A 24,786-nucleotide genomic window follows, 5' to 3' on the forward strand; every position below is an offset into this window, starting at 1 on the left:
CTTTATGCCGGCCCCGTTTTGTTATCACTGTCCCCCATGTCTTAATCTAACAGATGAAAAATTCCCCCGGAGGCCAATACAGATGGTTCATTTGTGCGTTGCTGTTTTTTGCAACTACCACTAATTACCTTGATCGGGCTGTAATCAGCCTACTGAAATCAGATCTTTCCAGGGAGTTTAATTGGAATGATGGCGACTATACCAACATAGAGATAGCCTTTAAAATAGCTTACTCCATAGGCTTATTAGGCGCCGGGAGATTGATTGATAAGATAGGGACTAAAAAAGGATACTTTTTGTCAACTTTTTTATGGAGCCTGTCTGCCGTTTGCCATGCCCTTGTTAATACCACTATGGGCTTTGGTGTAGTACGTGCCGCGCTTGGCCTGAGTGAATCCGGTAATTTTCCGGCGGCCATCAAAACAGTAGCAGAATGGTTCCCTAAAAAAGAACGCGCCGTTGCCACCGGTATATTTAATTCGGGGGCCAATATCGGTGCTATCCTGGCGCCTTTAACTGTTCCTTTCATCGCCGCAGCCTGGGGCTGGAAATGGGCCTTTGTGATAACGGGATCTACCGGCTTTATCTGGCTGGTTTTGTGGGTGTTGTTTTACGATGTACCATCCGTGCAAAAAAGACTATCCGTTTCAGAACTGGATTACATCAACAGCGATGGAGAAGACCTTGACCCTGAAAAGGATACCGAAAAATTAAACTGGTTACAATTACTTGTTCACAGGCAAACCTGGGCTTTTGCAGCAGGGAAATTCCTTACAGATCCCATCTGGTGGTTTTACCTGTTTTGGCTGCCCGATTTTTTGGAAAGCTCGTACGGGTTAAAAGGAATGGCCATAGCCTTGCCCGTGGCCGCGGTGTATACAATGTCGACAATTGGGAGTGTTTTTGGTGGCTATTTTCCAAAATACCTGATTGAAAAAGGATGGTCTGTTTTTAAAGCGCGTAAGCTGTCTATGCTGGTTTATGCATTCGCGGTAATCCCTGTTGTTTTTGCGCAATTGTTGGGCGGTGTTAATATGTGGTATGCAGTAATGGTCATCGGTGTGGCTGCCGCTGCCCACCAGGCATGGAGCGCCAATATTTTCACAACCGTATCAGATATGTTTCCTAAAAAGGCGGTGGCTTCCGTTACCGGTATCGGCGGGATGTTCGGTTCTGTCGGCAGCGTGTTGCTCTCCTTGTTTGTGCAAAAAAACTTGTTTGTGTATTACCGTGCTATAGGGCATATCGAGGTTGCTTATTATATCATGTTTGCTGTTTGCGCATCTTCCTACCTGGCTGCCTGGTTGGTTATGCATTTTCTGGTACCAAAATTTAAAACAATAAAAATTTAATTTTATGAATACAGCATTTAAGTTGATGAAGTTTTTAGTGCTTGCCATTTTTATTTTGCAAACAAATGGCGCTGTACATGCCCAGCAGCAATTGCCCGTTGTTAAGGGCTTAAAGGATGTATATGCTTCCTTTTTTCCCGTTGGGGTGGCTGTAATGCCGCAATCTTTAAGGGATACCGCCGAGGTGGCTTTAATTTTAAAGCACTTTAACAGCCTTACGCCTGAAAACGCTATGAAAATGGGTGTTATCCATCCCGAAGAGAACCGGTATTACTGGAAAGCTGCAGATAGTATTGTAGCTTTTGCGCAGGCCCATGGCTTAAAGGTACGCGGCCATAATCTATGCTGGCATGAGCATACGCCAAAATGGTTGTTTTATGATAAGGATGGTAAACTGGTAACTAAAGATGTTTTATTGAAAAGGTTAAAGGATCATATAGATCATGTTGTTGGCCGTTATAAGGGTAAAGTTTATGCATGGGATGTAGTGAACGAAGCTGTTGCTGATGATAGTACCCAGTTTTTGCGCAACTCCTTATGGTATAAGATCTGTGGCGATGAGTTTATTGCCAAAGCTTTTGAATACGCGCATGCCGCCGATCCGCAGGCTATTCTGTTCTACAATGATTATAATACCGAAAGACCTGAAAAACGGGAGCGCGTATATAAACTTTTGAAAAAATTGCTTGATGCAAAAGTTCCCGTTAACGCGGTTGGGTTACAGGGCCACTGGTCTATTGATGAGCCAAGTGAACAGGATCTGGTTGCATCCATTCAAAAATTTAGTTCCCTTGGGTTAAAAGTGCAGATAACCGAGCTTGATCTATCGGTTTATCCATGGGAGAAAGAGCGCCGTGCATTACGGGATGGAGAGTCGACCGCGTTTACCTCCGACCTGGAAAATAAACAGGCCGATCAGTATGCCATGGCGTTTATGGTTTTCAGGAAATTTAAAAACGTGATATCGGGAGTTACCTTCTGGAATATTTCTGACAGGTTTACGTGGCTGGATACTTACCCGGTAAAAGGCCGCAAAAATTATCCTTTGTTATTTGATCAAAAATTACAACCTAAAAAGGCCTACTGGGAGGTTGTTAAATTTTAATTCAATATCTATTCCACATGAAAAGAACTTTGATTTCATTGCTGTTGCTTATCAGTACTTTAAGTGGCTTTTCGCAAACGCCGGGCGATAAACTGTATATAACCAACAAAAGCGGCGCCGGTTATTTCCCCCTCGCGGTAAACGGTAAAGTAGTGCCCTTGTACATAAGCGATATGGATTATCCCGGTGTAAAAAGAGCGGTGGGAAGCCTGGGTAATGATCTCAGATCCGTTACAGGTACCGCCCCGGACATGTTAACGGATAAAGTTAACCAGGCTAAGCATATCGTTATTATTGGCACGCTCGGAAAAAACGAGCTGATAGATCAGCTGGTTAAACAAAACAAGCTGGATGTTTCGCAGGTTACAGGCAAATGGGAAACCTCGCTTGTGCAGGTTGTTTCAAAACCATTCCCGGGAGTTGAGAGTGCACTCATTATTGCCGGCAGTGATAAACGGGGAACGATATACGGGATCTATGATGTATCAGCCCAGATAGGGGTATCGCCCTGGTACTGGTGGGCCGATGTGCCCGTAAAGCAGCAAAAAAGCCTTTATGTAATCCCTGGCATGCAGACGAATGGCGAACCAGCTGTAAAATACAGGGGTATCTTTATCAATGATGAAGCGCCGGCATTTTCCGGCTGGACGAAAGAGAAATTTGGCGGAGTAAACCATCAGTTGTATGAAAAGGTGTTTGAGCTTATCCTGCGTTTAAAAGGTAATTACCTGTGGCCCGCCATGTGGGGAAATGCCTTTAATGATGATGACAAGTTAAACCCTATACTGGCTGATGAATATGGCGTAGTGATGGGCACATCGCATCATGAACCGATGGATAGGGCACAGCAGGAGTGGAAACGCTACGGCAGCGGCCAATGGAATTATGATAGTAATAAAGTGGTGTTGCAAAATTTCTGGAAAAAAGGCATCGAAAACATGGGTACCAAGGAAACTATTGTAACTGTTGGTATGCGCGGTGACGGCGATAAACCGATGACTGAGGGAAGCAATATAGCTTTACTGGAAAATATTGTAAAAGATCAGCGCAGTATTATTAGCCAGGTTACCGGTAAAGATGCCGCCCAAACACCACAAATGTGGGCCTTATATAAAGAAGTGCAGGATTATTACGACAAAGGCATGCGTGTGCCGGATGATGTTACACTGTTGTTATGTGATGACAACTGGGGCAATATCCGCAAGTTACCCAGCCTTACCGAAAAATCAAGAAAAGGAGGTTACGGCATTTATTATCACTTTGATTATGTGGGCGGCCCGCGAAACTATAAATGGCTCAATACAAATCCTATTTCAAAAACATGGGAGCAAATGCACCTGGCCTATGCCTATAATGCCCGGCAGGTTTGGATAGTAAATGTGGGCGATTTGAAACCAATGGAGTTTCCGATCAGCTTTTTCCTGGATTATGCGTGGAACCCAAAAAAATGGCCGGCTGGCAGGTTGCAGGAATATACTGATTTATGGGCTCAACAACAATTTGGCCCCCTTTACGCCAAAGAAATTGGGCGCATATTATCTGCTTATACCCAATATAACGGCAGGCGTAAGCCCGAACTGATTGAGCCGCGTACTTACAGTTTAACAAACTACAGCGAGTTTGAAACCGTTGCTGCCAATTACAACCGCTTAAAAGCCGATGCCGAAAGATTGTATGCTAAACTTTCGCCTCAATATAAAGATGCTTATTATCAGCTTGTTTTGCACCCGGTTCAGGCCTGTGCCAACTTAAACGAAATGTACTTTGAGGCTGCAAAAAATAATTTGTACGCCACACAACAGCGGGCCGCTACCAATACTACAGCAGCAAAAGTGAAGCAGCTTTTTGAAAAAGACAAAGAGATATCTAAGTACTATAACACCAAACTTGCCGATGGCAAATGGAACCATATGATGGATCAAACGCATATTGGTTATACTTATTGGCAGCAGCCTCCGGTGGATGTAATGCCCGCGGTAAAGGAAATTACGCTACCGGAAGCGGCTGAAATGGGTGTGTATGTTGAAGGCGCCAGCCAGCCCACCACTAATGGACTTGCGGCCGATGCTTTGCCAGGTTTTTATCCATGGGAAAAAAACAGCCACTACATCGAAATTTTTAATAAAGGCAAAACAGCTTTTAGTTATACGGTTCAGTCGCCTTTATCCTACGTGATTGTTAAACCGGGCAGCGGTAAAGTTGAACAGCAGGAGCGGATTTGGGTAAGCATTAATTGGGCTAAGGCTCCGCGTAAATCGGTTCATGTACCTTTAACTATATCCGCAATGGGGCAAACAGTAACTGTTCAGCTTACCATTAACAATCAACAGCAAATAAATGATGGCGCATTTCATGAAAATAACGGGTATATAGCTATCGAAGCGCAACATTGTGCCAAAGCGGTTAATAGTAAGGCTGTTTCGTGGATAGTTATACCGGGATATGGCAAAACTTTATCTGGTGTTACAACGATGCCGGTAACAGCCAGCAAACAAAAGCCCGAAAGTAATTGCCCACATCTTGAATACCGGATTAATTTGCCAGATACCGGCCTGGTATCGCTGCAAACTTTTGTATCACCAACGCTCGACTTTAAAAACGGACAAGGTTTGTTTTATGCTATTTCGATAGATGATGAAGTGCCACAGGAGGTGAAGATCAGTACTGCCGCGGATAGTAAAGATTGGGCCGCGGCTGTGAGTGATAATATCAGGAAATTGATTACCAGGCATTACATAACTCAGCGGGGCCCACACATTATAAAATACTGGATGATTGATCCGGGTGTTGTTTTACAAAAAATAGTAGTAGATGCAGGTGGCCTTAAACCAAGTTATTTAGGTCCGCCGGAATAGGGGGGAGTAATTGCAAGAGAACGTAAAAAGGGGGGATAATTAAGTTTATCACCCCTTTTTTATTTTGTTAAAAACCTACAGAGTTTCCGCCATCAACCGGCAGTACAACTCCCGTTACATATTTTGCTGCATCGGATGATAGGTATAATATGGCATCTGCTATATCTTCGGGTTCACCTAACTTACCCATGGGGGTTCTTGACATTACTTTTTGTTTGCGTTCCGCATCACTATCCAATGCTTTGGCCGACATATCTGTTGCTATAAAGCCGGGCGCCACGCAATTAACCCGAATGCCCCGGGGAGAAAGCTCTGTTGCCATTGCCCTGGTCATCCCCTCAATGGCTGATTTTGTTGCGGTATATGATATTACATAGGGGATACCATATTGCGACGCCATAGAGCTGATGTTCACAATATTTCCTCCGCCGGCAATAATCATATGTTTAACAACTTCACGGCTGATTACAAATACCGCTACAAGGTTAGTTTGTATAATTTGCTGAAAATCATCATCGGTAACATCGGTAAAATGCTTTTTTTGATTGATACCTGCGTTGTTAACAAGAATATCAGGCGTGCCAAATTCGGCAACTATCTCATTGATTAAAGCAGGAATCTTTGTGGTATCACTTAAATCAAAGGCTTTGTAATGGCAAAGTTCGCCAAAAGAATCGGCTGCATGTTGCAGTTTGTTTTCATCGCGGCCAATGATGATGGTGCGGATATTGTTTTCGATAAATTTTCGTGTGGTAGCCAGGCCCAGGCCTGATGCCCCGCCGGTAACAATAGCAACTTTTGTTTTAGAAATCATTTAAAAAGTATTATAAATCTGTATCGCTTAATTACCCGTTTCGCAGGGATGATTCGCGGATAATTAGTTCTGATCTGAGCACCAGGCTGTGTGTTTCCTGGATATCGTCTTTATTAAGCAGGTGATTCACCATTAGCCTTGCGGCAGTTTCACCCATTTCATATCCTTTATAATTGATGGTTGTAAGGTTAGGTTCAATCACACAAGAGGTAGGGTCATTGTTAAAGCCGGCAACGGCAATATCATGAGGTATTTTTATGCCATGCTTTTTTAACGTTTGCATACAGGCCACCGCACAAATATCATTTGCTACAAACAGTCCATCAGGAAGTTGCGGCATTTTCATGAGCTGGTGCGCTGCATCTATTCCCGACTGTGCACTAAGGTCGGCGATGATCACCAGGTCGTTATCAAATTCCAGTTGATGAGCTTCCAGCGCTCTTTTGTATCCATAAAAGCGGTCGCTGTAAACATTGCGCAGCTGGTTACCCGTAATGTGTGCTATCTTTTTGCAGCCCTGGCTTATCAAATGCGTTGTTACTTCCTGCCCCGCCTTATAATTGTCAATGTAGATCTGCGGGCATGATTCATGGTCCAGAACTCGGTCAAAGAACACCAAAGGGATTTTGCGTTTTATAAATGGTTCAAAGTGATCAAAGCTGTTGGTGTCATAAGCAACGGAAACAAGTAAGCCATCAACCCGGTTATGAAACATAGCCTGCACATTGCTGGCTTCTTTTTTCATGGTTTCCAACGATTGGCTGATGATGAGGTTATAGTTATTTTCATTAACCACCTTTTCAATACCGGCAATTACATCGGCCATAAAGTTGCTGTTCAACCTGGGTACAATCACGCCGATAATATTGCTTTGCTTTTTGCGTAAATTACTGGCAAATGAGTTTGACCTGTATCCCATTTCCTCGGCGGTCTTGTTTATCAGCTTGCGGGTTTCTTTGCTTATCCTGGGGTGGTTTTTCAGCCCCCTGCTTACTGTAGCAGCCGAAATGTTAAGTTTGGTGGCAATGTCATAAATTGTTATTTCTTTTTCCCCGTTTGCCATAAAGTGTTTTACTATAAAATCTAATGCGTGATAAATATAAAAATAAAATCAGGATATTTAATGTTTTTTGAGCAATCGATTGCGCATTTGTTTACTTTTGTTTTTCGGATGGCGTTGTTCATCTGTAATAATATCAAATTCACCAGTTTAACAGATTAAAAACCTTTTATATGATACCTGATTTAGCACAAACCTTTAGGTGGTTTGGCCCTTCGGACCCGGTTACTCTTCATGCCATTAAACAAACCGGTGCAACCGGTATTGTAACCGCGCTGCACCATATCCCGGCAGGAGATACCTGGGGTTTGAACGAGATTGAGAAGCGAAAAGCAGTTATAGAAAATTCGGGCTTTAAGTGGTCGGTGGTAGAAAGTGTCAACATTCATGAAGATATAAAGATTGGAACGGATAGGCGTGATCACTACATTTCAAACTATAAGGATACCTTAAAAAATCTTTCACAGGCCGGTATAAATATAGTGTGCTATAATTTTATGCCCGTGCTTGACTGGACCCGCACGCACCTCGATTTTCGGCTTCCGAATAACGCTTCGGCATTAAGATACCATGCGCCGGCAATAGCCGCTTTTGATCTGTACATCCTGCAGCGTGAAAATGCTTTTAATGAATTTACGCCCCAGCAGCAGCAGGCCGCTAAAGTTTACCTGGATAGTTTAAATGCAGCCGAAAAAAAACTGCTTTTGAATACGGTTTTGGCAGGTTTGCCCGGCACCGATGAAGTGTTTACTGTTGATGAATTTAAAGTATATCTTGAAAAGTATAGCGCTGTTGATGAGGCTAAATTAAAGGAAAACTTAGGTTACTTTTTAAAAGCGATTATCCCTTATGCCGAAGAACAGGGCATAAAAATGTGTATCCACCCGGATGATCCGCCATTCCCTATTTTAGGATTGCCAAGGGTTGTTAAAAACGAAGCGGATTTGACCGATATTGTTAATATGTGCCAGTCGCCGGCCAACGGGCTCACGCTGTGTACCGGTTCATTAGGTGCAAACGCCGCTAATGATATTCCCGGCATTATTACCCGCCTGGGCCAGCATATCCATTTTTTGCACCTGCGTAATGTGAACAGGGAGGCCGACGGCAGTTTTTACGAAGCCGATCATTTAGCAGGGAGTACCGATATGTTTGCAGTAATGAAAAGCATTATTATGGAACAGCTTAAAAGATCTGATGCAGGCAGGGCAGATATTAGTATCCCAATGCGGCCCGATCATGGGCACAAGATCCTGGACGACTTTAATTATAATACCTATCCGGGATACTCGGTAATTGGCCGCCTTAAAGGATTAGCAGAATTGCGCGGACTTGAACTTGGTATAAAAAGGATGTTATGATGAGATAGCAGGCTCCCCGGCACTGTCGTATATTCATTGGTTTAATAGGACTAAATTGTTACACAAAATTTATTGCAATCGATTGCATGATTGTTTTAAATTTTGTTACTTAGTAACTATAAACCTTTAGAATAAAACCTTTTAAATATGAAGTCAATGTTACGGCTGTGCTTTATGATGTGCTGTTGTTTGATGTGTTGTTCCGCGTATTCGGATGTACGGTTGCCGCAATTAGTTGGCAACGGAATGGTGCTTCAGCGCGATGCCCCGATCAATATCTGGGGCTGGGCCGATGCCGGTGAAAAAATTACTATAGGTTTTCGCGGCAGTTATCACACTATTGCCGATAAAAACGGCCGGTGGAAAATAGTATTGCCTGCCATGAAGGCGGGAGGGCCTTATGCTATGGAAATTAACGCGGGCAATTATATCGTACTAAATGATATTTTAATAGGGGATGTATGGTTTTGCTCGGGGCAGTCAAATATGGTTTTGCCCATGGAGCGGGTAAAGGAAAAATATCCCGATGAAATAGCATCGGCCAATTATCCACAGATCAGGAACTTCTTTGTCAAAACCGAATCGGATGTTACTAAAGTACATGAAGATGTGTTACCCGGCAAATGGGTAAAAGCCGACCCCGAAAATGTACTTAGTTTTGGTGCTGCCTCGTGGTTTTTCGCTAAAAAGCTTTACCTAAAATACCATGTACCCATTGGTATTATTAACTCAAGCGTAGGCGGTACGCCAGTACAGGCATGGGTAAGCGAAAATGGGTTGAAAAACAATGTTATATACAGCCATCGCGCGGCCCGGTTTCATGATGGCAGCTATATAGATAGTGTGATGAAAGTAAAGCCTGAGCCTGTTGACCCTGCAAATACCGAAATATATGATAAAGGCCTTAATGGTAGTGTAACCTGGTATGATCCGGCTTATGTTCCTGATAAGTGGCACCATTTCTGGTTGCCGGGGTATTGGGCCGATCAGGGAATTAAAAATTTAAATGGGGTAGTATGGTTTCGGAAAGAGTTCACATTGCCTGCAGGTGTTGAAAGCCAACCGGCCAAATTACTTTTCGGCAGGATGATTGACGCTGATCAAACTTATGTTAATGGCCATTTGGTAGGGAATATTACCTACCAATATCCACCCCGCATGTATAATGTGCCGGTTGGTTTGCTAAAGCCCGGCAAAAATATTATTGTAATCAGGCTAACAAATTTTTCGGGTAAGGGGGGCTTTGTACCCGATAAATCATACAACCTAAACATTGGCGGGCAGCTTATTGATCTCCGTGGCGATTGGTTATATCGTGTAGGTCAGGCGTTTTTGCCAAGGGATAAAAAAATGGTGGCAATTTTTTCTGCACAGAATGAACCAACCGGGCTTTACAATACCATGGTTGCGCCGGCAATTAATTACACCATAAAAGGCATACTTTGGTACCAGGGCGAAAGCAATGCAGACAAAGCCACCGAATATGGGCAATTGCTTACAGCATTGATTACCGATTGGCGCGAACGGTGGCAGCAGGGTAACTTGCCGTTTATATATGCCCAGCTGCCCAATTTTAATGAAGTACAATATTTACCAGCCGAAAGTAACTGGGCTATACTAAGGGAAGGCCAGCTTAAGGCCCTTTCGCAGCCCAATACCGCAATGGCTGTTACCATTGATGCCGGCGAATGGAATGACATTCACCCGCTTAATAAAAAAGATGTTGGCGAACGGCTGGCCATAGCGGCCGAAAACCTGGCTTATAAAGAAACAGCCATGGTAGCATCCGGGCCAATTTATCAATCGGCCCTTGTGCAGGGAAACCATATCCAGATCAGTTTTAAAAATGTGGGTGCCGGGCTTACGATACATGATGGCGACGAGCTGGAGCAGTTTGCAATAGCAGGCGCTAATAAAAAGTTTGTTTGGGCAAAAGCTAAAATTGAGGGAGATAAAGTAATTGTGTGGAGTGATGGAGTGATCAGTCCGCTTTATGTAAGATATGCATGGGCTGATAATCCGGAGGGGGCTAATCTCTATAATAAGGAAGGTTTACCTGCATCACCGTTTAGAACCGATAACCCATAATCAATATTTTAAACCGATATGAAAACAGTAAAAATAAAGATTGCTATTTTTCTGATCCTGCTCTCTATTGCAGCGGCTGTACATGCTCAAAATGCCCCGCCGGTTAATTTCACCGCCGAACAGGATCATCAGCAAATGATGAAACAGTTAGGCATTAAAACCTTGCGCCCTGGTCCCAATGGTGACGCAACTGCTCCTGATCATGCTAATTCTGATGAAGCGCTTGCAAACCCATATCCCGATTTACCTGATGCGCTTACCGGTAAAAACGGTAAAAAGGTAAGCAACGCCAAGATGTGGTGGAAACAACGGCGACCAGAGATAGTGGAAGATATGGAACGCGAAGTGTATGGCCGTATCCCGGCAAATGTGCCCAAAGTAATTTGGACGGTTAAAGTAACCGATAAAGAACGCGTAGGTTTTTACCCGGTAATAGCCAAACAGCTTATCGGGCACGTTGATAATACGGCATATCCACTGTTAAATGTTAATATTGATATGACGCTGGTATTACCTGCCAACGCCAAAGGGCCTGTACCTGTGTTGATGATGTTTGGCCGCAGTACTTTGCCCGCACCTGCCCAACCTAATCCGGCCGATCTGGAAAAAATAAATGAAGCCTTAAAAGAGCTGCTTACTAAAGAACATCCCGAACTAAAAACCATATTTGAACAGTACCCGGCTTATAAGCCAATTCCCGAGCAATCGCCCTTTGGGCCGGGCGGCTTTCCGGTGGTTAAAGGCGATCCGCCAACGGCTACACAACTGATAGCCAATGGCTGGGGATATGTGCTGATTGATCCTTCATCTATACAGGCCGACAATGCGGAGGGCCTCACCAAAGGAATAATTGGCCTGGTTAACAAGGGGCAACCCCGTAAACCCGAGGATTGGGGGGCTTTACGTGCCTGGTCCTGGGGAGCGGCAAGGGCACTGGATTACCTGGAAACCGAACCCGCGGTTGATGCAAAGCATGTAGGTATTGAGGGCGTATCAAGGTACGGTAAGGCAGCATTGGTAACGCTGGCCTTTGAACAACGTTTTGCTATGGGGCTCATTGGCTCATCGGGCGAGGGTGGTGCAAAGCTTCACCGGCGAAACTTTGGTGAGGCAGTAGAGAGCCTTACCGGTGGCGAGTATTACTGGATGGCCGGCAATTTTATGAAATACGGTGCATCTGATGCTACATCCGGTGCTAAAACGGCTAAGGATCTGCCTGTTGATGCACATGAACTTATTGCATTGTGCGCGCCCCGGCTTACTTTTATAAGCTATGGTATTCCTGAACAGGGCGACGCCAAGTGGCTTGATCAACAAGGTAGTTATATGGCTACGGTCGCTGCCGGCGCAGTTTTTAAATTAGTGGGGGCCCAGGACCTGGGCGTCACCAATGATTACAAAACGGAAAAAATGCCCCCGGTAAACACCGGCTTGCTGAACGGTGAACTGGCATGGCGACAACATGATGGTGGCCATACCGATGCACCCAACGTTAAATATTTTATAGCCTGGGCTAATAAGCTGATGCATTATGGCAAAGAAGGGGCACAACCCGCTAAATAATAAAAAACATTAACAGCATGAGATTAATAAAGTATTTACTGGTAGCAGTACTCTTGGCAAATAGCGTAATGGCACAGGCCCAAAATGGAGCGATGTGGAATAAGAAACAATGTGCTGTGGTATTGACTTATGATGATGCCATTGATGTGGACCTGGATAATGTTTTGCCCGCCCTGGATTCCTTAAACCTCAAGGGAACTTTTTACATCATTGGCTCATCACCGGTTGTTACCAGCAGGATAGCCGAATGGCGAAAAGCGGCTGCCCACGGTCATGAACTTGGAAATCACTCCCTTTTTCATCCCTGCGATGGTGGTTTACCCGGCCGTGGTTTTGTTACTGCCGAAAATGACCTGAGCAAATATACCGTTGCACGTGCCGTAAAAGAGATCAGGACCAATAATGTGCTGCTACAAGCCATCGATGGTAAAACCAACCGGACCTTCGCCTTTCCCTGCGGGGATTTGCAGATAGGCGGCAAGTATTTTTACGACGGGTTAAAACATGATTTTGTTGGCGCACGGGGCGTAAACCCGGGATTTGAAAGCATAGGCGCAACCGATCTCGATAATATTAAATGTTTTATGATCAACGGTCAGTCGGCCGCATATATGATCGGGCTTGTTGAAAAGGCTTTACAATCACATACCCTGCTGGTTTTTTTATTCCATGGTGTAGGAGGTGGGCATAATATCAATGTAGGCCTTAACGAGCATAGCAAATTACTGCATTACCTCAAAAAAAATGACAAGGCTATTTGGGTGGCCCCCATGGTTGAGGTAGCAGAATATATCCGGAAAAACCAGGAGTTCGCGGCAAAAAAATGATCATGTTATTCATCGGCTGATAAATTCATTCATGAGCTTAAAAACCGGAGGGCCAGGCGGCAAATAATTGATTTTGAATTACTGAAAATAAATAAAGGTTTATATATTTGCAATCGATTGCGTAAAATGCAATTCTTTATAAACCATACAGATGGGACATGTTTTAATCATGTTTCATTTGTGAACACCAATATATCATTTTATCTTTTTTATAAGCTGTTTTAAAAAGTTTATAAAGCTGAATTAATAACATCATGACCAAATATTCATTGAAAAATAGGTGTTTACTGGTGCTGCTTTTATTAGCGGTTATAAACCAAGCCCATGCGGATAATGGATATAAGCTATGGCTTGAATATAGCAGGATAACCGCCCCGCAACAGGCAGCTGTTTATAAGCAACAATTGGCATATTTTATCTTTCCGGCAGCGTCATATCAGCTTAAGGCCGCTAAGACGGAGCTGTTGACCGGGCTGGATGGGATGCTTTCCCTCACTCCCCGCGATACTAAGGCCATAATAAGCGGGCAAACAATTATTGTTGGCACCCCACGAACTTTAAAATCTTTATCAATAGTTATTCCCGATAGTATTGGCGGCGAGGGATATCTCATAAAAACAACCCTTATTAACCAACAGAAATGCACCATTATTACTGCCAATACCGATGTGGGCGTTTTGTACGGTGTTTTTAATTTTTTAAAGTTGATTCAAACCCATCAGCCCATCAACAGGCTGGATATTTCAGATCATCCACACATTATGTACCGGGTGTTGGATCATTGGGATAACTTAAACCGTAGCGTTGAACGGGGATATGCAGGTTCATCCATCTGGAACTGGCATAAGCTGCCTGGCGTTGTTGATCAGCGTTATATTGATTACGCGCGTGCCAACGCTTCGGTTGGTATCAATGGCTCGGTTATCAACAACGTAAATGCAGATGCGCTGATCCTTTCACCCCAATATTTAATAAAAATCCAGGCACTGGCCAATGTTTTCAGGGTGTATGGTATTAAAATATACCTGTCGGTAAAATTCAGTAGTCCGGTTGATTTTGGCGGACTAAAAACAGCCGATCCGCTTGATGCCGCTGTAAAAAAATGGTGGGCCGACAAGGCTGATGAAATTTATCGTTACATCCCTGATTTTGGCGGTTTTTTGGTGAAAGCTAATTCTGAGGGGCAACCGGGCCCGCAAACTTATGGCCGCACCCATGCAGATGGAGCCAATATGCTGGCCGATGTTTTAGCACCGCATCATGGCATAGTGATGTGGCGAGCCTTTGTATACGATAATAATGTACCCGACGACCGGTCAAAGCAGGCCTATAATGAATTTAAACCTTTTGATGGCAAGTTTAAGGATAATGTGATTATCCAGGTTAAAAACGGGCCGATCGATTTTCAGCCTAGGGAGCCGTTCCATCCTTTATTTGGCGCGATGCCCAATACCCCGTTAATGATGGAGTTTCAACTAACCCAGGAGTACCTTGGCTTTTCAACGCACCTGGTTTATGAGGCACCTTTATTTGCCGAATGCCTGCAAGCTGATACTTACAAACAGGGTAAAGGGTCAACTGTATCCCGTGTGTTACAAGGGGATTTTAATAAGAAACTGATAACCGGTATGGCCGGGGTAGCTAATATTGGCAGCGATTTAAACTGGTGCGGGCACCCCTTTGCACAGGCCAACTGGTACGCTTTTGGCCGTATGGCCTGGAACCCGGATCAATCATCTGTTGCCATTGCAGACGACTGGCTAAAAATGACGTTTACCAATGATGCAGGCTTTGTATCGCCGGTAAAAAGGTTAATGCTGCAATCAAGGGAAAATACCGTTAACTATATGACGCCGCTCGGCTTGCATCATATTATGGGTGTATCCACCCACTACGGCCCAGGGCCATGGGTTGACAATGCCGGTCGCCCGGATTGGAACGCCACCTATTACCACAAGGCCGATTCGGCCGGGATTGGCTTTAACCGTACAAGTACAGGCAGCAATGCTTTATCGCAATATGCGCCGGAGGTTAAGGCCAATTGGGAAAGCCTGCAAACCTGCCCGGACGAATACCTGTTATGGTTTCATCACCTAAACTGGACGTATAAAATGCGCTCGGGAAAGTCGTTATGGGATGAAATTGTTCACCACTATTATATGGGAGCCGATTCGGTTAAACAAATGACTTTAACCTGGAATAAAATGCAAGGAAAGGTAGATGCAGAACAGTTTACCGAGGTACAACAATTGATGCAAACGCAGCTTGCCGAGGCCACCACATGGCGGGATGCCTGTGTTTTATATTTTCAAACTTTTTCGAAAATGCCTATTGAGGCTAGTTATGCAAAACCCGAACATCCGCTCCCTTACTATAAAGGCATGAAATTTTACTATGTGCCCGGCATAGGAGGCAATAACTACATGACTAATTAATAATCACCATAAACCAAACGCCAATGAGCAAGCCATTTACAACAGCAAAATTATTACTTACACTTCTTATACCCGCAGGCATGTTGGGTGCATGTAACTCAACTGCTAAAAAAACAGCCGATGCTGACAGCAGTAAAACAGACACTGGTAAAAAAGTAAAATTTCTTTCGCAACCACTGATCAGCTCTATCTATACTGCTGATCCATCTGCCCACGTGTTTAACGGTAAAATTTATATCTACCCCTCACATGATATCAATGCCGGCATCCCCGAAAATGATAACGGCGATCATTTTGCTATGAAAGACTATCATATTCTTTCGATGGATAGCATTGGCGGTAAGGTTACTGATAATGGCGTTGCCCTGGATATAAAAGATATTCCCTGGGCCGGCCGGCAGCTTTGGGCGCCCGATATTGCTTTTAAAGATGGTACCTATTACCTCTATTTCCCGGTAAAAGATAAAAAAGATGTTTTCCATATTGGTGTGGCTACATCGGCCAGCCCTGTTGGTCCGTTTAAGGCCGAACCGGAACCCATTGCAGGAAGTTTTAGTATTGACCCGGCTGTTTTTACAGATAATGACGGCAAAACCTATATGTATTTTGGCGGCATTTGGGGCGGACAGCTTCAGCGCTGGACAACCGGAAAATACGAAGCTGATGGTTCAAAAACCGATTCGAAGCAGGAGGATGCACCGGCAATAAGCTGCAAAGTGGCCTTGCTTAAACCCGATATGAAGAACTTCGATGGGGCGGTAAAAGATGTTGTTATTTTAGATAGCCTGGGTAAACCTTTATTAACCAAAGATCATGATCGTCGTTTTTTTGAAGGTTCATGGATGCATAAGTTTAACGGTAAATATTACTTCACTTATTCAACCGGTGATACCCATTTACTTTGCTACGCGATAGGGGATAGTCCCGTTGGTCCGTTTACTTATAAAGGTGTATTTTTGAAGCCGGTACAAGGGTGGACAACTCATCACTCTATTGTTGAAATAAAAGGCAAATGGTACATGTTTTACCATGACACCCAGCTATCGGGCAAAACCCATTTGCGTAATGTAAAAGTAACCGAGCTGCAACATAATGCGGATGGCTCTATTAAACTGATTGATCCCTTTTTGTAACCTCATCCCTATGAAAACACTCAAATTTATAACAACGAGTTTGCTGTTATGTGCTATTCTGTGTACACATGGCTTTGCGCAGCAGGCAAAACTGGTTACCATACCCAACTCGGAGCACCGTTTAATGCACTCCAAATTGGCTGGTAATGATTATGATATTTATATCCATTACCCGGCGGGTTATGATACCGCGAAAAAGAAATTCCCGGTGCTGTATGTTGTTGACGGCGACAATGATTTTTCGCCCTCGCTGGAGTATTTGGGGCTGTTAATGGCCGAATATCATATTCCCGAACCTATATTGGTAGCCATTGGCGACGGTGGGTTGATTGGCTCTCCCGGCAATAAACGTAACCGTGATTTTACGCCAACCGCATCATCTGCAACGCCGGAAAGTGGGGGAGCTCCCGTATTTTTAGCCTTTATTGAAAAGGAATTGATTCCGGTTATTGACGCGGATTTAAAAGCAGATCCTTCAAACCGTACGCTTTATGGCTACTCCATGGGCGGGTTGTTTGCAACTTATGCCTTGTTTGAGCAGCCTACGCTGTTTAAAAATATCCTTATAGGTAGTCCGGCTTTGGGTTATGCTAATGGGGGAATCTTTGATGTTGAAAAAAAGTATTTCGCCAAACATAAAAGTTTGCCTGTAAATGTTTTTATTGAAGTGGGTGCATTGGAAACTCCAGGACAGGTAGTACCCAATAAAAAATTGGTTACATTACTGGACGAGCGGCATTATGAAAACCTTGTTTTTAAGCATATCATCATAGATGATGTTACACATTTATCTGGCAAACCGGTTACTATGCTTAAGGCATTGCAATGGGCATACGCACCTAAGTGATTAATAATAGCATAGTGTTAAAGAAAGTGAAAAATGCTGTAAACCGATGGTTTATGGCATTTTTTTATACTTCTAATGAAGCACATATCCATGCGTCATTGTAGTTGTAAATCCGGTGGCCTTTGAAGGAGAAAATGACGTAACAAAAAAGGCTGTCATCCTGAGCCTGTCGAAGGATAGCGGGCAAAGGCCACTCCGCGCGAGTCTTCGACAGGCTCAGACTGACAGGCCCACACGCCTCAAAATCCCATACGTCATGGGTAGGTACGAAGCAACCCCCGCCTTGTAGAGAAGCTTTGCAAATCCGATCTGCATAGTTTGGGATTGCTTCGTGCCTTGCAATGAGGGGCGATTTATTTATTTTTAAACAGCCTCTGATGAACCGGGTTCGCTACAGCTCAAACTTTACTAATTTCTGCGGATCAAAAAAATGATTTAATGGGCCGTGCCCTTGCCCGGTTTTCACATCCCTGCCATGCTCAATAGCCTGTTGGATGTAGGCTTTGCTTTTAGATATCGACGTAATGAGATCATTTCCCAATGCCACGTATGATGCTATGGCCGATGAAAGGCTGCAACCTGTTCCATGTGTATTGATGGTATCAATTGCTGAGGTTCTGAAAATATGTTGCTCACCCGTTTTATCCAGGTAAACATCACAAAGATCAGGGCCTTTTAAATGGCCGCCCTTAACCAGCACCGCGTTACACCCATATTGCATTATTCTTTGTGCTGCTTTCTTCATATCATCAATGGTACTGATCTCCATTTGTGCCAGTATTGCCGCTTCATCCAGGTTGGGCGTTACGAGTTTTGCAATCGGGAAAAGTTCTTTTTTTAACGTGGTTACGGTATCGCTTTCTATTAAATGCTGACCGCTTGTAGCCACCATAACAGGGTCGAAAATAATGGGAATATCTAAATAATTCTTTAATACGGAGGCAATGGCAATGGCCAGATCTGTGCTGTGCACCATGCCTATTTTAACGGCTAATGGTTTTAAATCATCCATTACTGCTTTGATTTGTGCTTTTACTACTTCAACCGGAATAGGGTGTATTCCACTTACTCCTAATGTGTTTTGAATAGTAACGGCAGTAATGGCTGTAGCGCCAAAGCAGCCTAATGCACTTATGGTTTTCAGATCGGCCTGTATGCCTGCTCCGCCGCCACTGTCAGATCCGGCAATGCTTAGCACTACCGGGTACTTGTATTTACTCATATAAGCTAATGAATTAATTAAATGATGCCGTTTTTTAAACTGTACATTTCGCCGGTGTAAAAGGGCTTTACTATCTGTATGGCTATTTTACTGCGCTGACCGGTTTGGCAGCAGAAGACCAGTTTTTTGTTTTTTGGTAATGATTCAATATGCTCCTTCAGTTCATATAAAGGGATGTTGATACCGCCTATATTATAGTCTTCAAACTCATAACTTTCACGTACATCGATAAGGTATATTTCATCCGGAAATTCTATTAGCTGTGCATTAAGTTCATCCATGGTAATTTCGTAATCAGCGGGTAGGACAGGGGGATCAACGGTTACCGGTGGGGCTTTAACGCTTTGTTTTTGCTGTTTGGCGATTTTAAAAACATTGGTAGTGTTGTTGAGTGCATTTATGGTCATTAATTTACCGGATAAAGTTTCTCCGATGTTACAAATGATTTTGATAGCCTCGTTAGCCATATAAGTGCCAATGATGCCAGGTAATACACCCAATACCCCGATCTCCGCACAATTCGGAACTTCATCCGCTGGCGGTGGTTCGGGAAAAATATCTCTGTAATTTGGTCCATCATTATAATTGAATACCGAAACATGACCTTCAAACTTAAATATGGAACCGAAGATCAGCACTTTATTTAAAGCCAGGCAAGTATCATTAACCAGGTAACGTGTTTCAAAATTATCCGATCCATCAATCACCAGGTCATACCCCTCACAAATACTTTCTGCATTCACCAAAGTAAACCGCTCATTAAAAGCGGTTATATTAATATGTGGATTAAGCATCTCCAGCTTTTGTTTAGCGGTGATAGCTTTTGGTTTACCTACGTCGGCAGTTGAATATAATATTTGCCGTTGCAGGTTGGTTAGGTCAACCATATCATCATCCACAATCCCAATCCCACCCACACCAACTGCAGCCAGGTATTGTAATACAGGGCATCCCAGGCCACCTGCACCAATCATCAACACCCTTGCGCTCTTGAGTTTTTCTTGTCCGGGTAAACCAATTTCGGGGAGTATGATCTGCCTGCTGTACCGTTTTAATTCTTCTCCTGCTAACATTTTTTATAGGGCTAAGCTGTTATCCCAATCTTTCCAAACCGGCTCATATCCCTGTTCGGTTATCATCCGGGCAATTTGTTGCGGACTGCGTTCATCACTGATCTCAAACTGTTCCAATGATTCCGGCTCAACTGCATAACCTCCGGGATTGGTTTTAGATCCCGCACTGATAGCGGTAATACCTAATCGGATGATGTTGTTCCTGAAGTTTGGAGATTCGCGGGTAGAGATAGATAGCTCCACCTCCTCATTAAATATGCGGTAAGCGCATATCAGTTGCACCAGTTCCCTATCATTCATTTCCACTTTAGGTTCCAGGCCACCGCTAAATGGTCGTAGCCTGGGGAAGGAAAGACTGTATTTGCTTTGCCAGTACTTTTTCTCGAGGTAATTTAAATGCAAAGCCGTAAAAAACGAATCGGTGCGCCAATCTTCTAACCCAATCAATACGCCTAAACCCATTTTATGGACGCCAGCCTGCCCCAGCCGGTCAGGAGTTTCAAGCCGGTATTCAAAATTTGATTTTTTCCCTTTAGGGTGATGCTTTTTATAGTCTTCCTGGTGATAGGTTTCCTGGTAAACAAGAACGGTATTTAAGCCGTAAGGCGTTAGTTGCTGATAATCTTCCAGATCAAGCGGTTGCACTTCCATTGATATATGCGCAAAATGCGGGTGGATGAGGTAGAGCACTTTTTTAAAGTAATCTACATGGACGGTTTGGTTGGCCTCGCCGGTAACCAGCAATATATGCTCATAGCCCATAGCCTTGATAGCAGCAACCTCCTGCATAATCTCCATTGGCGAAAGTGTTTTACGCTTTACCTTATTATCAAAACTGAAACCACAATAGGTACAAATATTATTACACTCATTGGAGAGGTAAAGGGGAACATACATTTGTATTACTTTACCAAAACGTTTTAAAGTGAGCTGCTGACTGATAAGGGCCATTTGTTCCAGGTAAGGCGCTGCTGCAGGCGAGATAAGGGCCTTGAAATCCTCCAATGACCGTTTTTTGGCCGATAAAGCCGTTTCTACATCCTGGCTTGTTTTGGCATAGATGCTGGCTTTGGTTTCGTCCCAATCAAATGATTTGAAAATATCTGTGAAGTTATTCATCTAAAAAAGAGGTTAAGGGACTGCTTGCTACAGCGTGCATTACAGGTAAGGCCAGTTTGGCTTCATAGGCTATTCGCCCGGCTTCCACAGCCATTTTAAATGCTTTGGCCATTTGCACAGGGTTACCGGCAACCGCTATTGCGGTATTCACTAACACGGCATCGGCGCCTATTTCCATTGCCCAGGCCGCATCTGATGGCGAACCTATCCCGGCGTCCACAATTACGGGCACATTACTTTGGCTAATGATGATCTCTAAAAAATCAATGGTTTTGAGCCCTTTGTTGCTGCCGATGGGCGAACCTAAGGGCATCACTGCCGAAGTGCCGGCGTCTTCCAGTCTTTTGCATAATACCGGGTCGGCATGGATGTAAGGCAAAACTATAAATCCCATTTTCGCCAATTCTTCGGTGGCTTTTAAAGTTTCGATGGGGTCTGGCATTAAATATTTTGGATCGGGGTGGATCTCCAGTTTAATCCAGTTGGTTTCCAGTGCTTCACGCGCAAGTTGAGCCGCAAAAACAGCTTCTTTCGCGTTTCTGACTCCTGATGTATTGGGCAGTAAATTAATATGCGGATATTTCAGATGCGTTAACAAATCGTCCTGATCGTTGCTTTTGAAATCCACGCGTTTTAGGGCAACCGTTACCAGTTCTGAGCCGGAAGCAAGTAAGGCTTGTTCCATTAATACGGAAGAACTAAACTTGCCCGTTCCGGTGAACAGGCGCGAGTTAAATGTTTTATCGGCTATTTTTAACATGGTTTTTTATCTACAGTTTTAGGTCACCTGGTTTAACAACGTGGTATTTAATTGCTGATAAATTTGTTTTACAGCTTGTTGCTGATTATCGGCAAAAGTGATAGCTCCCGATATGGCAACACCATAAAGCCCGGCCTGCATAATAGTGCTTACATCTTCGGCTAAAATTCCGCCTATGGCAATTACAGGGATCCGGATACCTGCATCCTGCATTTGCTGCATAATGACATGGTAACCCTGCAGGCCTAAAATGGGACTTAAGTTTTGTTTGGTAGTAGTAAACCGGTATGGCCCAAGCCCAATATAATCAGCGCCTTCGGCAACTCTTTGTTTGATATGCTGAAATGTATTGGCGGTTCCGCCGATAATTATTTTTTCGCCCACGATATCCCTGGCCTGGCTAACCGGCATATCCTGTAAGCCCAGGTGTACACCATAAGCGCCGGCCTTTAGCGCAATTTCGGGGTAATCATTAACTATCAGTTTAGCACCATATTGATTGCATAATCTGTTGGCTTCTATCGCGTATTCCAGGATCACATCGGCAGGCTGGTTTTTAACTCTTAGCTGTACCCATTTGCATCCGGCCTCCAGCGCCTGTTTAATGGCTGTAAGGTGCGATCCGTTTTTGGGTTGTTGTGATATATAATGTAATTTATCAATCATTGTAATTTATTAAAACAGGTAGTTTTTATTTAATTCCAGGAAACGGGTTAATGATTTTTCCGGTTCATTCCATATTGTTCCTAATACGGCAGCACCATCAAAATTCATGGCTCTGATTTTTAGCAGGTTTGATTTTTCAACCCCGCCTAAAGCAATTACCCGTGGATTAGTATTAGCCTTGTTAAGCTTAAAATCCGCGGGTAACCTGCTTTGGTAGCCGGGCTTTGATAAACTGTTAAATACCGGTCCGTAAAAAACATAATCAAACCCTGTTAATGAAGGCAGTAAAGTAGTATCATGGATAGAAGTGCTAAGCTTATAACCCTGATCTGTCTGTACCTGTATCTTTTGTCCGCTGGTTTCCTTCCGGGTTTGTTCTGTATAATGCAGCCTTGTAATTCCGTAATCTGGTGCAATTTCATGAAACTGGTGTAGCGAGATGCGGTCATAAAAAAGCGGTGCTATCCCATTCATCAAATCCCTTACAGTTTTGACATCGCTATCGGGTTTCCTGATATGCAAGTATTTTAAACCCGATTGAAACAGTTGATTGATGATCATACTTTCATCAGCAACAGCAACCGGGTTTGAAATTACAATCAGCTCCATATTTTACAGATAAATTTCGCTTCCTTTTTGTAAAAACTCTTTCGACTTTTCTTCCATCCCTTTTGACAAAACATCGCCATCATCCAGGCCGTTCTCTTTAGCATAGTCGCGCACATCCTGTGTAATTTTCATCGAACAGAAATTCGGACCGCACATGGAGCAGAAATGAGCGATTTTGGCGCCATCGGCAGGCAGGGTTTCATCATGAAATTCCTTTGCCGTATCGGGATCAAGAGACAGGTTGAACTGATCCTCCCACCGGAACTCGAACCGCGCCTTGCTTAAAGCATTATCCCTGTATTGTGCCCCTGGATGTCCTTTGGCCAGGTCGGCAGCATGAGCGGCGATCTTATACGTAATTACTCCATCCTTTACATCTTTTTTATTTGGAAGGCCCAGGTGTTCTTTAGGGGTAACATAACAAAGCATAGCCGTACCAAACCAGCCAATCATGGCCGCGCCAATGGCCGAAGTAATATGATCATAACCCGGTGCAATATCGGTAGTAAGCGGCCCTAAGGTGTAGAATGGCGCTTCGCCACAATGCACCAGTTGCTTATCCATATTTTCTTTGATCATGTGCATAGGAATGTGCCCCGGACCTTCTATAATGGTTTGCACATCATGTTTCCAAGCTATTTTGGTTAGTTCACCTAAAGTTTCCAATTCACCAAATTGCGCTGCATCGTTAGCATCAGCAATACAGCCCGGTCTTAATCCATCGCCTAATGAAAAGGATACGTCATAAGCTTTCATGATCTCGCAGATCTCCTCAAAATGGGTATACAAAAAGTTTTCCTTATGATGGGCAAGACACCATTTAGCCATGATAGAGCCACCGCGCGATACGATGCCCGTAATGCGTTTGGCTGTAAGAGGTACGTAGCGCAACAATACACCTGCATGAATGGTAAAATAATCTACACCTTGCTCGGCCTGTTCAATTAGGGTATCCCTGAACAATTCCCAGGTAAGGTCTTCTGCTTTTCCGTTTACTTTTTCCAATGCCTGGTAAATGGGCACTGTACCAATTGGTACGGGCGAATTACGGATGATCCACTCCCGGGTTTCATGAATGTTTTTCCCTGTTGACAGGTCCATAATGGTATCTGCGCCCCAGCGGCAGGCCCATACCGCTTTTTCTACTTCTTCTTCAATGCTGGAGGTAACAGCGGAGTTACCGATGTTGGCATTTATCTTCACCAGGAAATTTCGGCCAATGATCATCGGTTCAATCTCGGGATGGTTAATATTTGATGGAATAACAGCTCGCCCCGCCGCTACCTCCTGCCGTACAAACTCTGGCGTGATGTAACCTTTGGGTGTATTGGCGCCAAAGCTTTGACCCTGATGCTGGTGAGCCATTACTTCATACTGGCCATTTAACTGCTCCTTTAAAAGGTCAATCCGCTGGTTTTCCCTGATGGCGATATATTCCATTTCGGGCGTAATGATCCCTTTTTTGGCATAATGCATTTGCGATACATTCATTCCCGGTTTAGCACGATAGGGCTTGCTGATGTGTCCAAACCTTAAGGCGTCCAGGTTTTTATCATTGGCGCGCTGGTTTCCGTAATCTGAGGAAATGTGTTCCAGTTGCTCTACATCGCCGCGGTTTATAATCCATTGCTCGCGCAGCCGTGGCAAACCAAGCTTCACATCTATTTGGATGTTGGGGTCGGTGTAGGGGCCGCTGGTGTCATAAATGGTAACGGGCGCGTTAGGCTCGGTTTCGCCAAAGCGGCCATGCAATTTGGTTTCGCTCAGGCTTACTTCGCGCATAGCTACCTCAATGTTATGAAGCTGCCCTTTTACAAACACTTTACGTGATGACGGGAACGGCGTACGGCTGATCACTTGTTCTCCTGGAATTTTTTCAGTTTTCATATATGGTTTT

At 43.9% G+C, this 24,786-nt stretch carries 19 protein-coding genes; 10 read left to right on the forward strand and 9 right to left on the reverse strand.

Translation table 11 applies throughout. The features are described from left to right. Nucleotides 1–53: 53 nt before the first annotated feature. From AC1DYB_RS01250 to AC1DYB_RS01260, 3 genes are read left to right on the forward strand one after another with little or no spacing between them, the layout of a single operon-like run. On the forward strand, nt 54–1,352 hold the full coding sequence (locus tag AC1DYB_RS01250; protein ID WP_477431740.1) for an MFS transporter: 1,299 nt from the start codon (nt 54–56) through the stop codon (nt 1,350–1,352). Nucleotides 1,353–1,356: 4 nt separating this feature from the next. Beyond that, entirely contained in the window at nt 1,357–2,457 is a 1,101-nt protein-coding gene (locus AC1DYB_RS01255) for an endo-1,4-beta-xylanase (RefSeq protein ID WP_477431742.1), read from the forward strand. A gap of 17 nt (nt 2,458–2,474) precedes the next feature. Next, entirely contained in the window at nt 2,475–5,312 is a 2,838-nt protein-coding gene (locus AC1DYB_RS01260) for a glycosyl hydrolase 115 family protein (protein ID WP_477431744.1), read from the forward strand. A gap of 67 nt (nt 5,313–5,379) precedes the next feature. On the opposite strand, the gene AC1DYB_RS01265 is transcribed toward AC1DYB_RS01260, so the two are convergent. Then, nucleotides 5,380–6,126, reverse strand: coding sequence for an SDR family NAD(P)-dependent oxidoreductase (locus AC1DYB_RS01265; protein WP_477431746.1), 747 nt, complete (start codon nt 6,124–6,126; stop codon nt 5,380–5,382). Between the two features lie 31 nt (nt 6,127–6,157). Beyond that, nucleotides 6,158–7,189: a LacI family DNA-binding transcriptional regulator gene (locus AC1DYB_RS01270; RefSeq protein ID WP_477431748.1), complete on the reverse strand. Its 1,032-nt coding sequence runs from the start codon at nt 7,187–7,189 to the stop codon at nt 6,158–6,160. Nucleotides 7,190–7,359: 170 nt separating this feature from the next. Here AC1DYB_RS01270 and uxuA point away from each other — a divergent pair, with 170 nt between their 5' ends. From uxuA to AC1DYB_RS01305, 7 genes are all read left to right on the forward strand, one after another. After that, the gene (gene uxuA, locus AC1DYB_RS01275) at nt 7,360–8,547 is read left to right on the forward strand and encodes a mannonate dehydratase (protein WP_477431750.1); all 1,188 of its coding nucleotides are present in this window, start codon (nt 7,360–7,362) and stop codon (nt 8,545–8,547) included. A gap of 147 nt (nt 8,548–8,694) precedes the next feature. Beyond that, nucleotides 8,695–10,635, forward strand: coding sequence for a sialate O-acetylesterase (locus AC1DYB_RS01280; protein ID WP_477431752.1), 1,941 nt, complete (start codon nt 8,695–8,697; stop codon nt 10,633–10,635). Between the two features lie 18 nt (nt 10,636–10,653). Then, nucleotides 10,654–12,198, forward strand: coding sequence for a glucuronyl esterase domain-containing protein (locus AC1DYB_RS01285; RefSeq protein WP_477431754.1), 1,545 nt, complete (start codon nt 10,654–10,656; stop codon nt 12,196–12,198). Nucleotides 12,199–12,215: 17 nt separating this feature from the next. After that, on the forward strand, nt 12,216–13,025 hold the full coding sequence (locus AC1DYB_RS01290) for a polysaccharide deacetylase family protein (protein ID WP_477431756.1): 810 nt from the start codon (nt 12,216–12,218) through the stop codon (nt 13,023–13,025). 254 nt (nt 13,026–13,279) lie between these two features. After that, complete coding sequence (locus AC1DYB_RS01295) at nt 13,280–15,460, forward strand: alpha-glucuronidase family glycosyl hydrolase (RefSeq protein ID WP_477431758.1); 2,181 nt, start codon at nt 13,280–13,282, stop codon at nt 15,458–15,460. A 23-nt stretch (nt 15,461–15,483) separates the two neighbouring features. Continuing rightward, nucleotides 15,484–16,593, forward strand: a complete 1,110-nt coding sequence (locus AC1DYB_RS01300; RefSeq protein ID WP_477431760.1) for a glycoside hydrolase family 43 protein — start codon at nt 15,484–15,486, stop codon at nt 16,591–16,593. Nucleotides 16,594–16,603: 10 nt separating this feature from the next. Then, nucleotides 16,604–17,440, forward strand: a complete 837-nt coding sequence (locus AC1DYB_RS01305) for an alpha/beta hydrolase (RefSeq protein ID WP_477431762.1) — start codon at nt 16,604–16,606, stop codon at nt 17,438–17,440. A gap of 391 nt (nt 17,441–17,831) precedes the next feature. Here the strand turns inward: AC1DYB_RS01305 and thiD are convergent, their stop codons facing one another. Genes thiD through thiC form a run of 7 tightly spaced genes read right to left on the reverse strand, consistent with a single transcriptional unit; the run spans nt 17,832 to nt 24,776 of the window. Further along, nucleotides 17,832–18,662: a bifunctional hydroxymethylpyrimidine kinase/phosphomethylpyrimidine kinase gene (thiD, locus tag AC1DYB_RS01310; protein ID WP_477431764.1), complete on the reverse strand. Its 831-nt coding sequence runs from the start codon at nt 18,660–18,662 to the stop codon at nt 17,832–17,834. 17 nt (nt 18,663–18,679) lie between these two features. After that, a complete protein-coding gene (moeB, locus tag AC1DYB_RS01315; RefSeq protein WP_477431766.1) occupies nt 18,680–19,735 on the reverse strand; it encodes a molybdopterin-synthase adenylyltransferase MoeB in 1,056 nt (351 codons plus the stop codon). A gap of 3 nt (nt 19,736–19,738) precedes the next feature. Beyond that, complete coding sequence (gene thiH, locus AC1DYB_RS01320; protein WP_477431768.1) at nt 19,739–20,854, reverse strand: 2-iminoacetate synthase ThiH; 1,116 nt, start codon at nt 20,852–20,854, stop codon at nt 19,739–19,741. Beyond that, complete coding sequence (locus AC1DYB_RS01325) at nt 20,847–21,614, reverse strand: thiazole synthase (RefSeq protein WP_477431770.1); 768 nt, start codon at nt 21,612–21,614, stop codon at nt 20,847–20,849. The genes thiH and AC1DYB_RS01325 overlap by 8 nt, the downstream gene beginning before the upstream one ends. A gap of 18 nt (nt 21,615–21,632) precedes the next feature. After that, nucleotides 21,633–22,280: a thiamine phosphate synthase gene (locus tag AC1DYB_RS01330; RefSeq protein ID WP_477431772.1), complete on the reverse strand. Its 648-nt coding sequence runs from the start codon at nt 22,278–22,280 to the stop codon at nt 21,633–21,635. A 9-nt stretch (nt 22,281–22,289) separates the two neighbouring features. Further along, a complete protein-coding gene (locus AC1DYB_RS01335; RefSeq protein ID WP_477431774.1) occupies nt 22,290–22,889 on the reverse strand; it encodes a thiamine phosphate synthase in 600 nt (199 codons plus the stop codon). A 3-nt stretch (nt 22,890–22,892) separates the two neighbouring features. After that, nucleotides 22,893–24,776: a phosphomethylpyrimidine synthase ThiC gene (gene thiC / locus AC1DYB_RS01340; RefSeq protein ID WP_477431776.1), complete on the reverse strand. Its 1,884-nt coding sequence runs from the start codon at nt 24,774–24,776 to the stop codon at nt 22,893–22,895. Between the last annotated feature and the right edge of the window lie 10 nt (nt 24,777–24,786).

Source organism: Mucilaginibacter sp. P2_A4 (assembly GCF_056405015.1).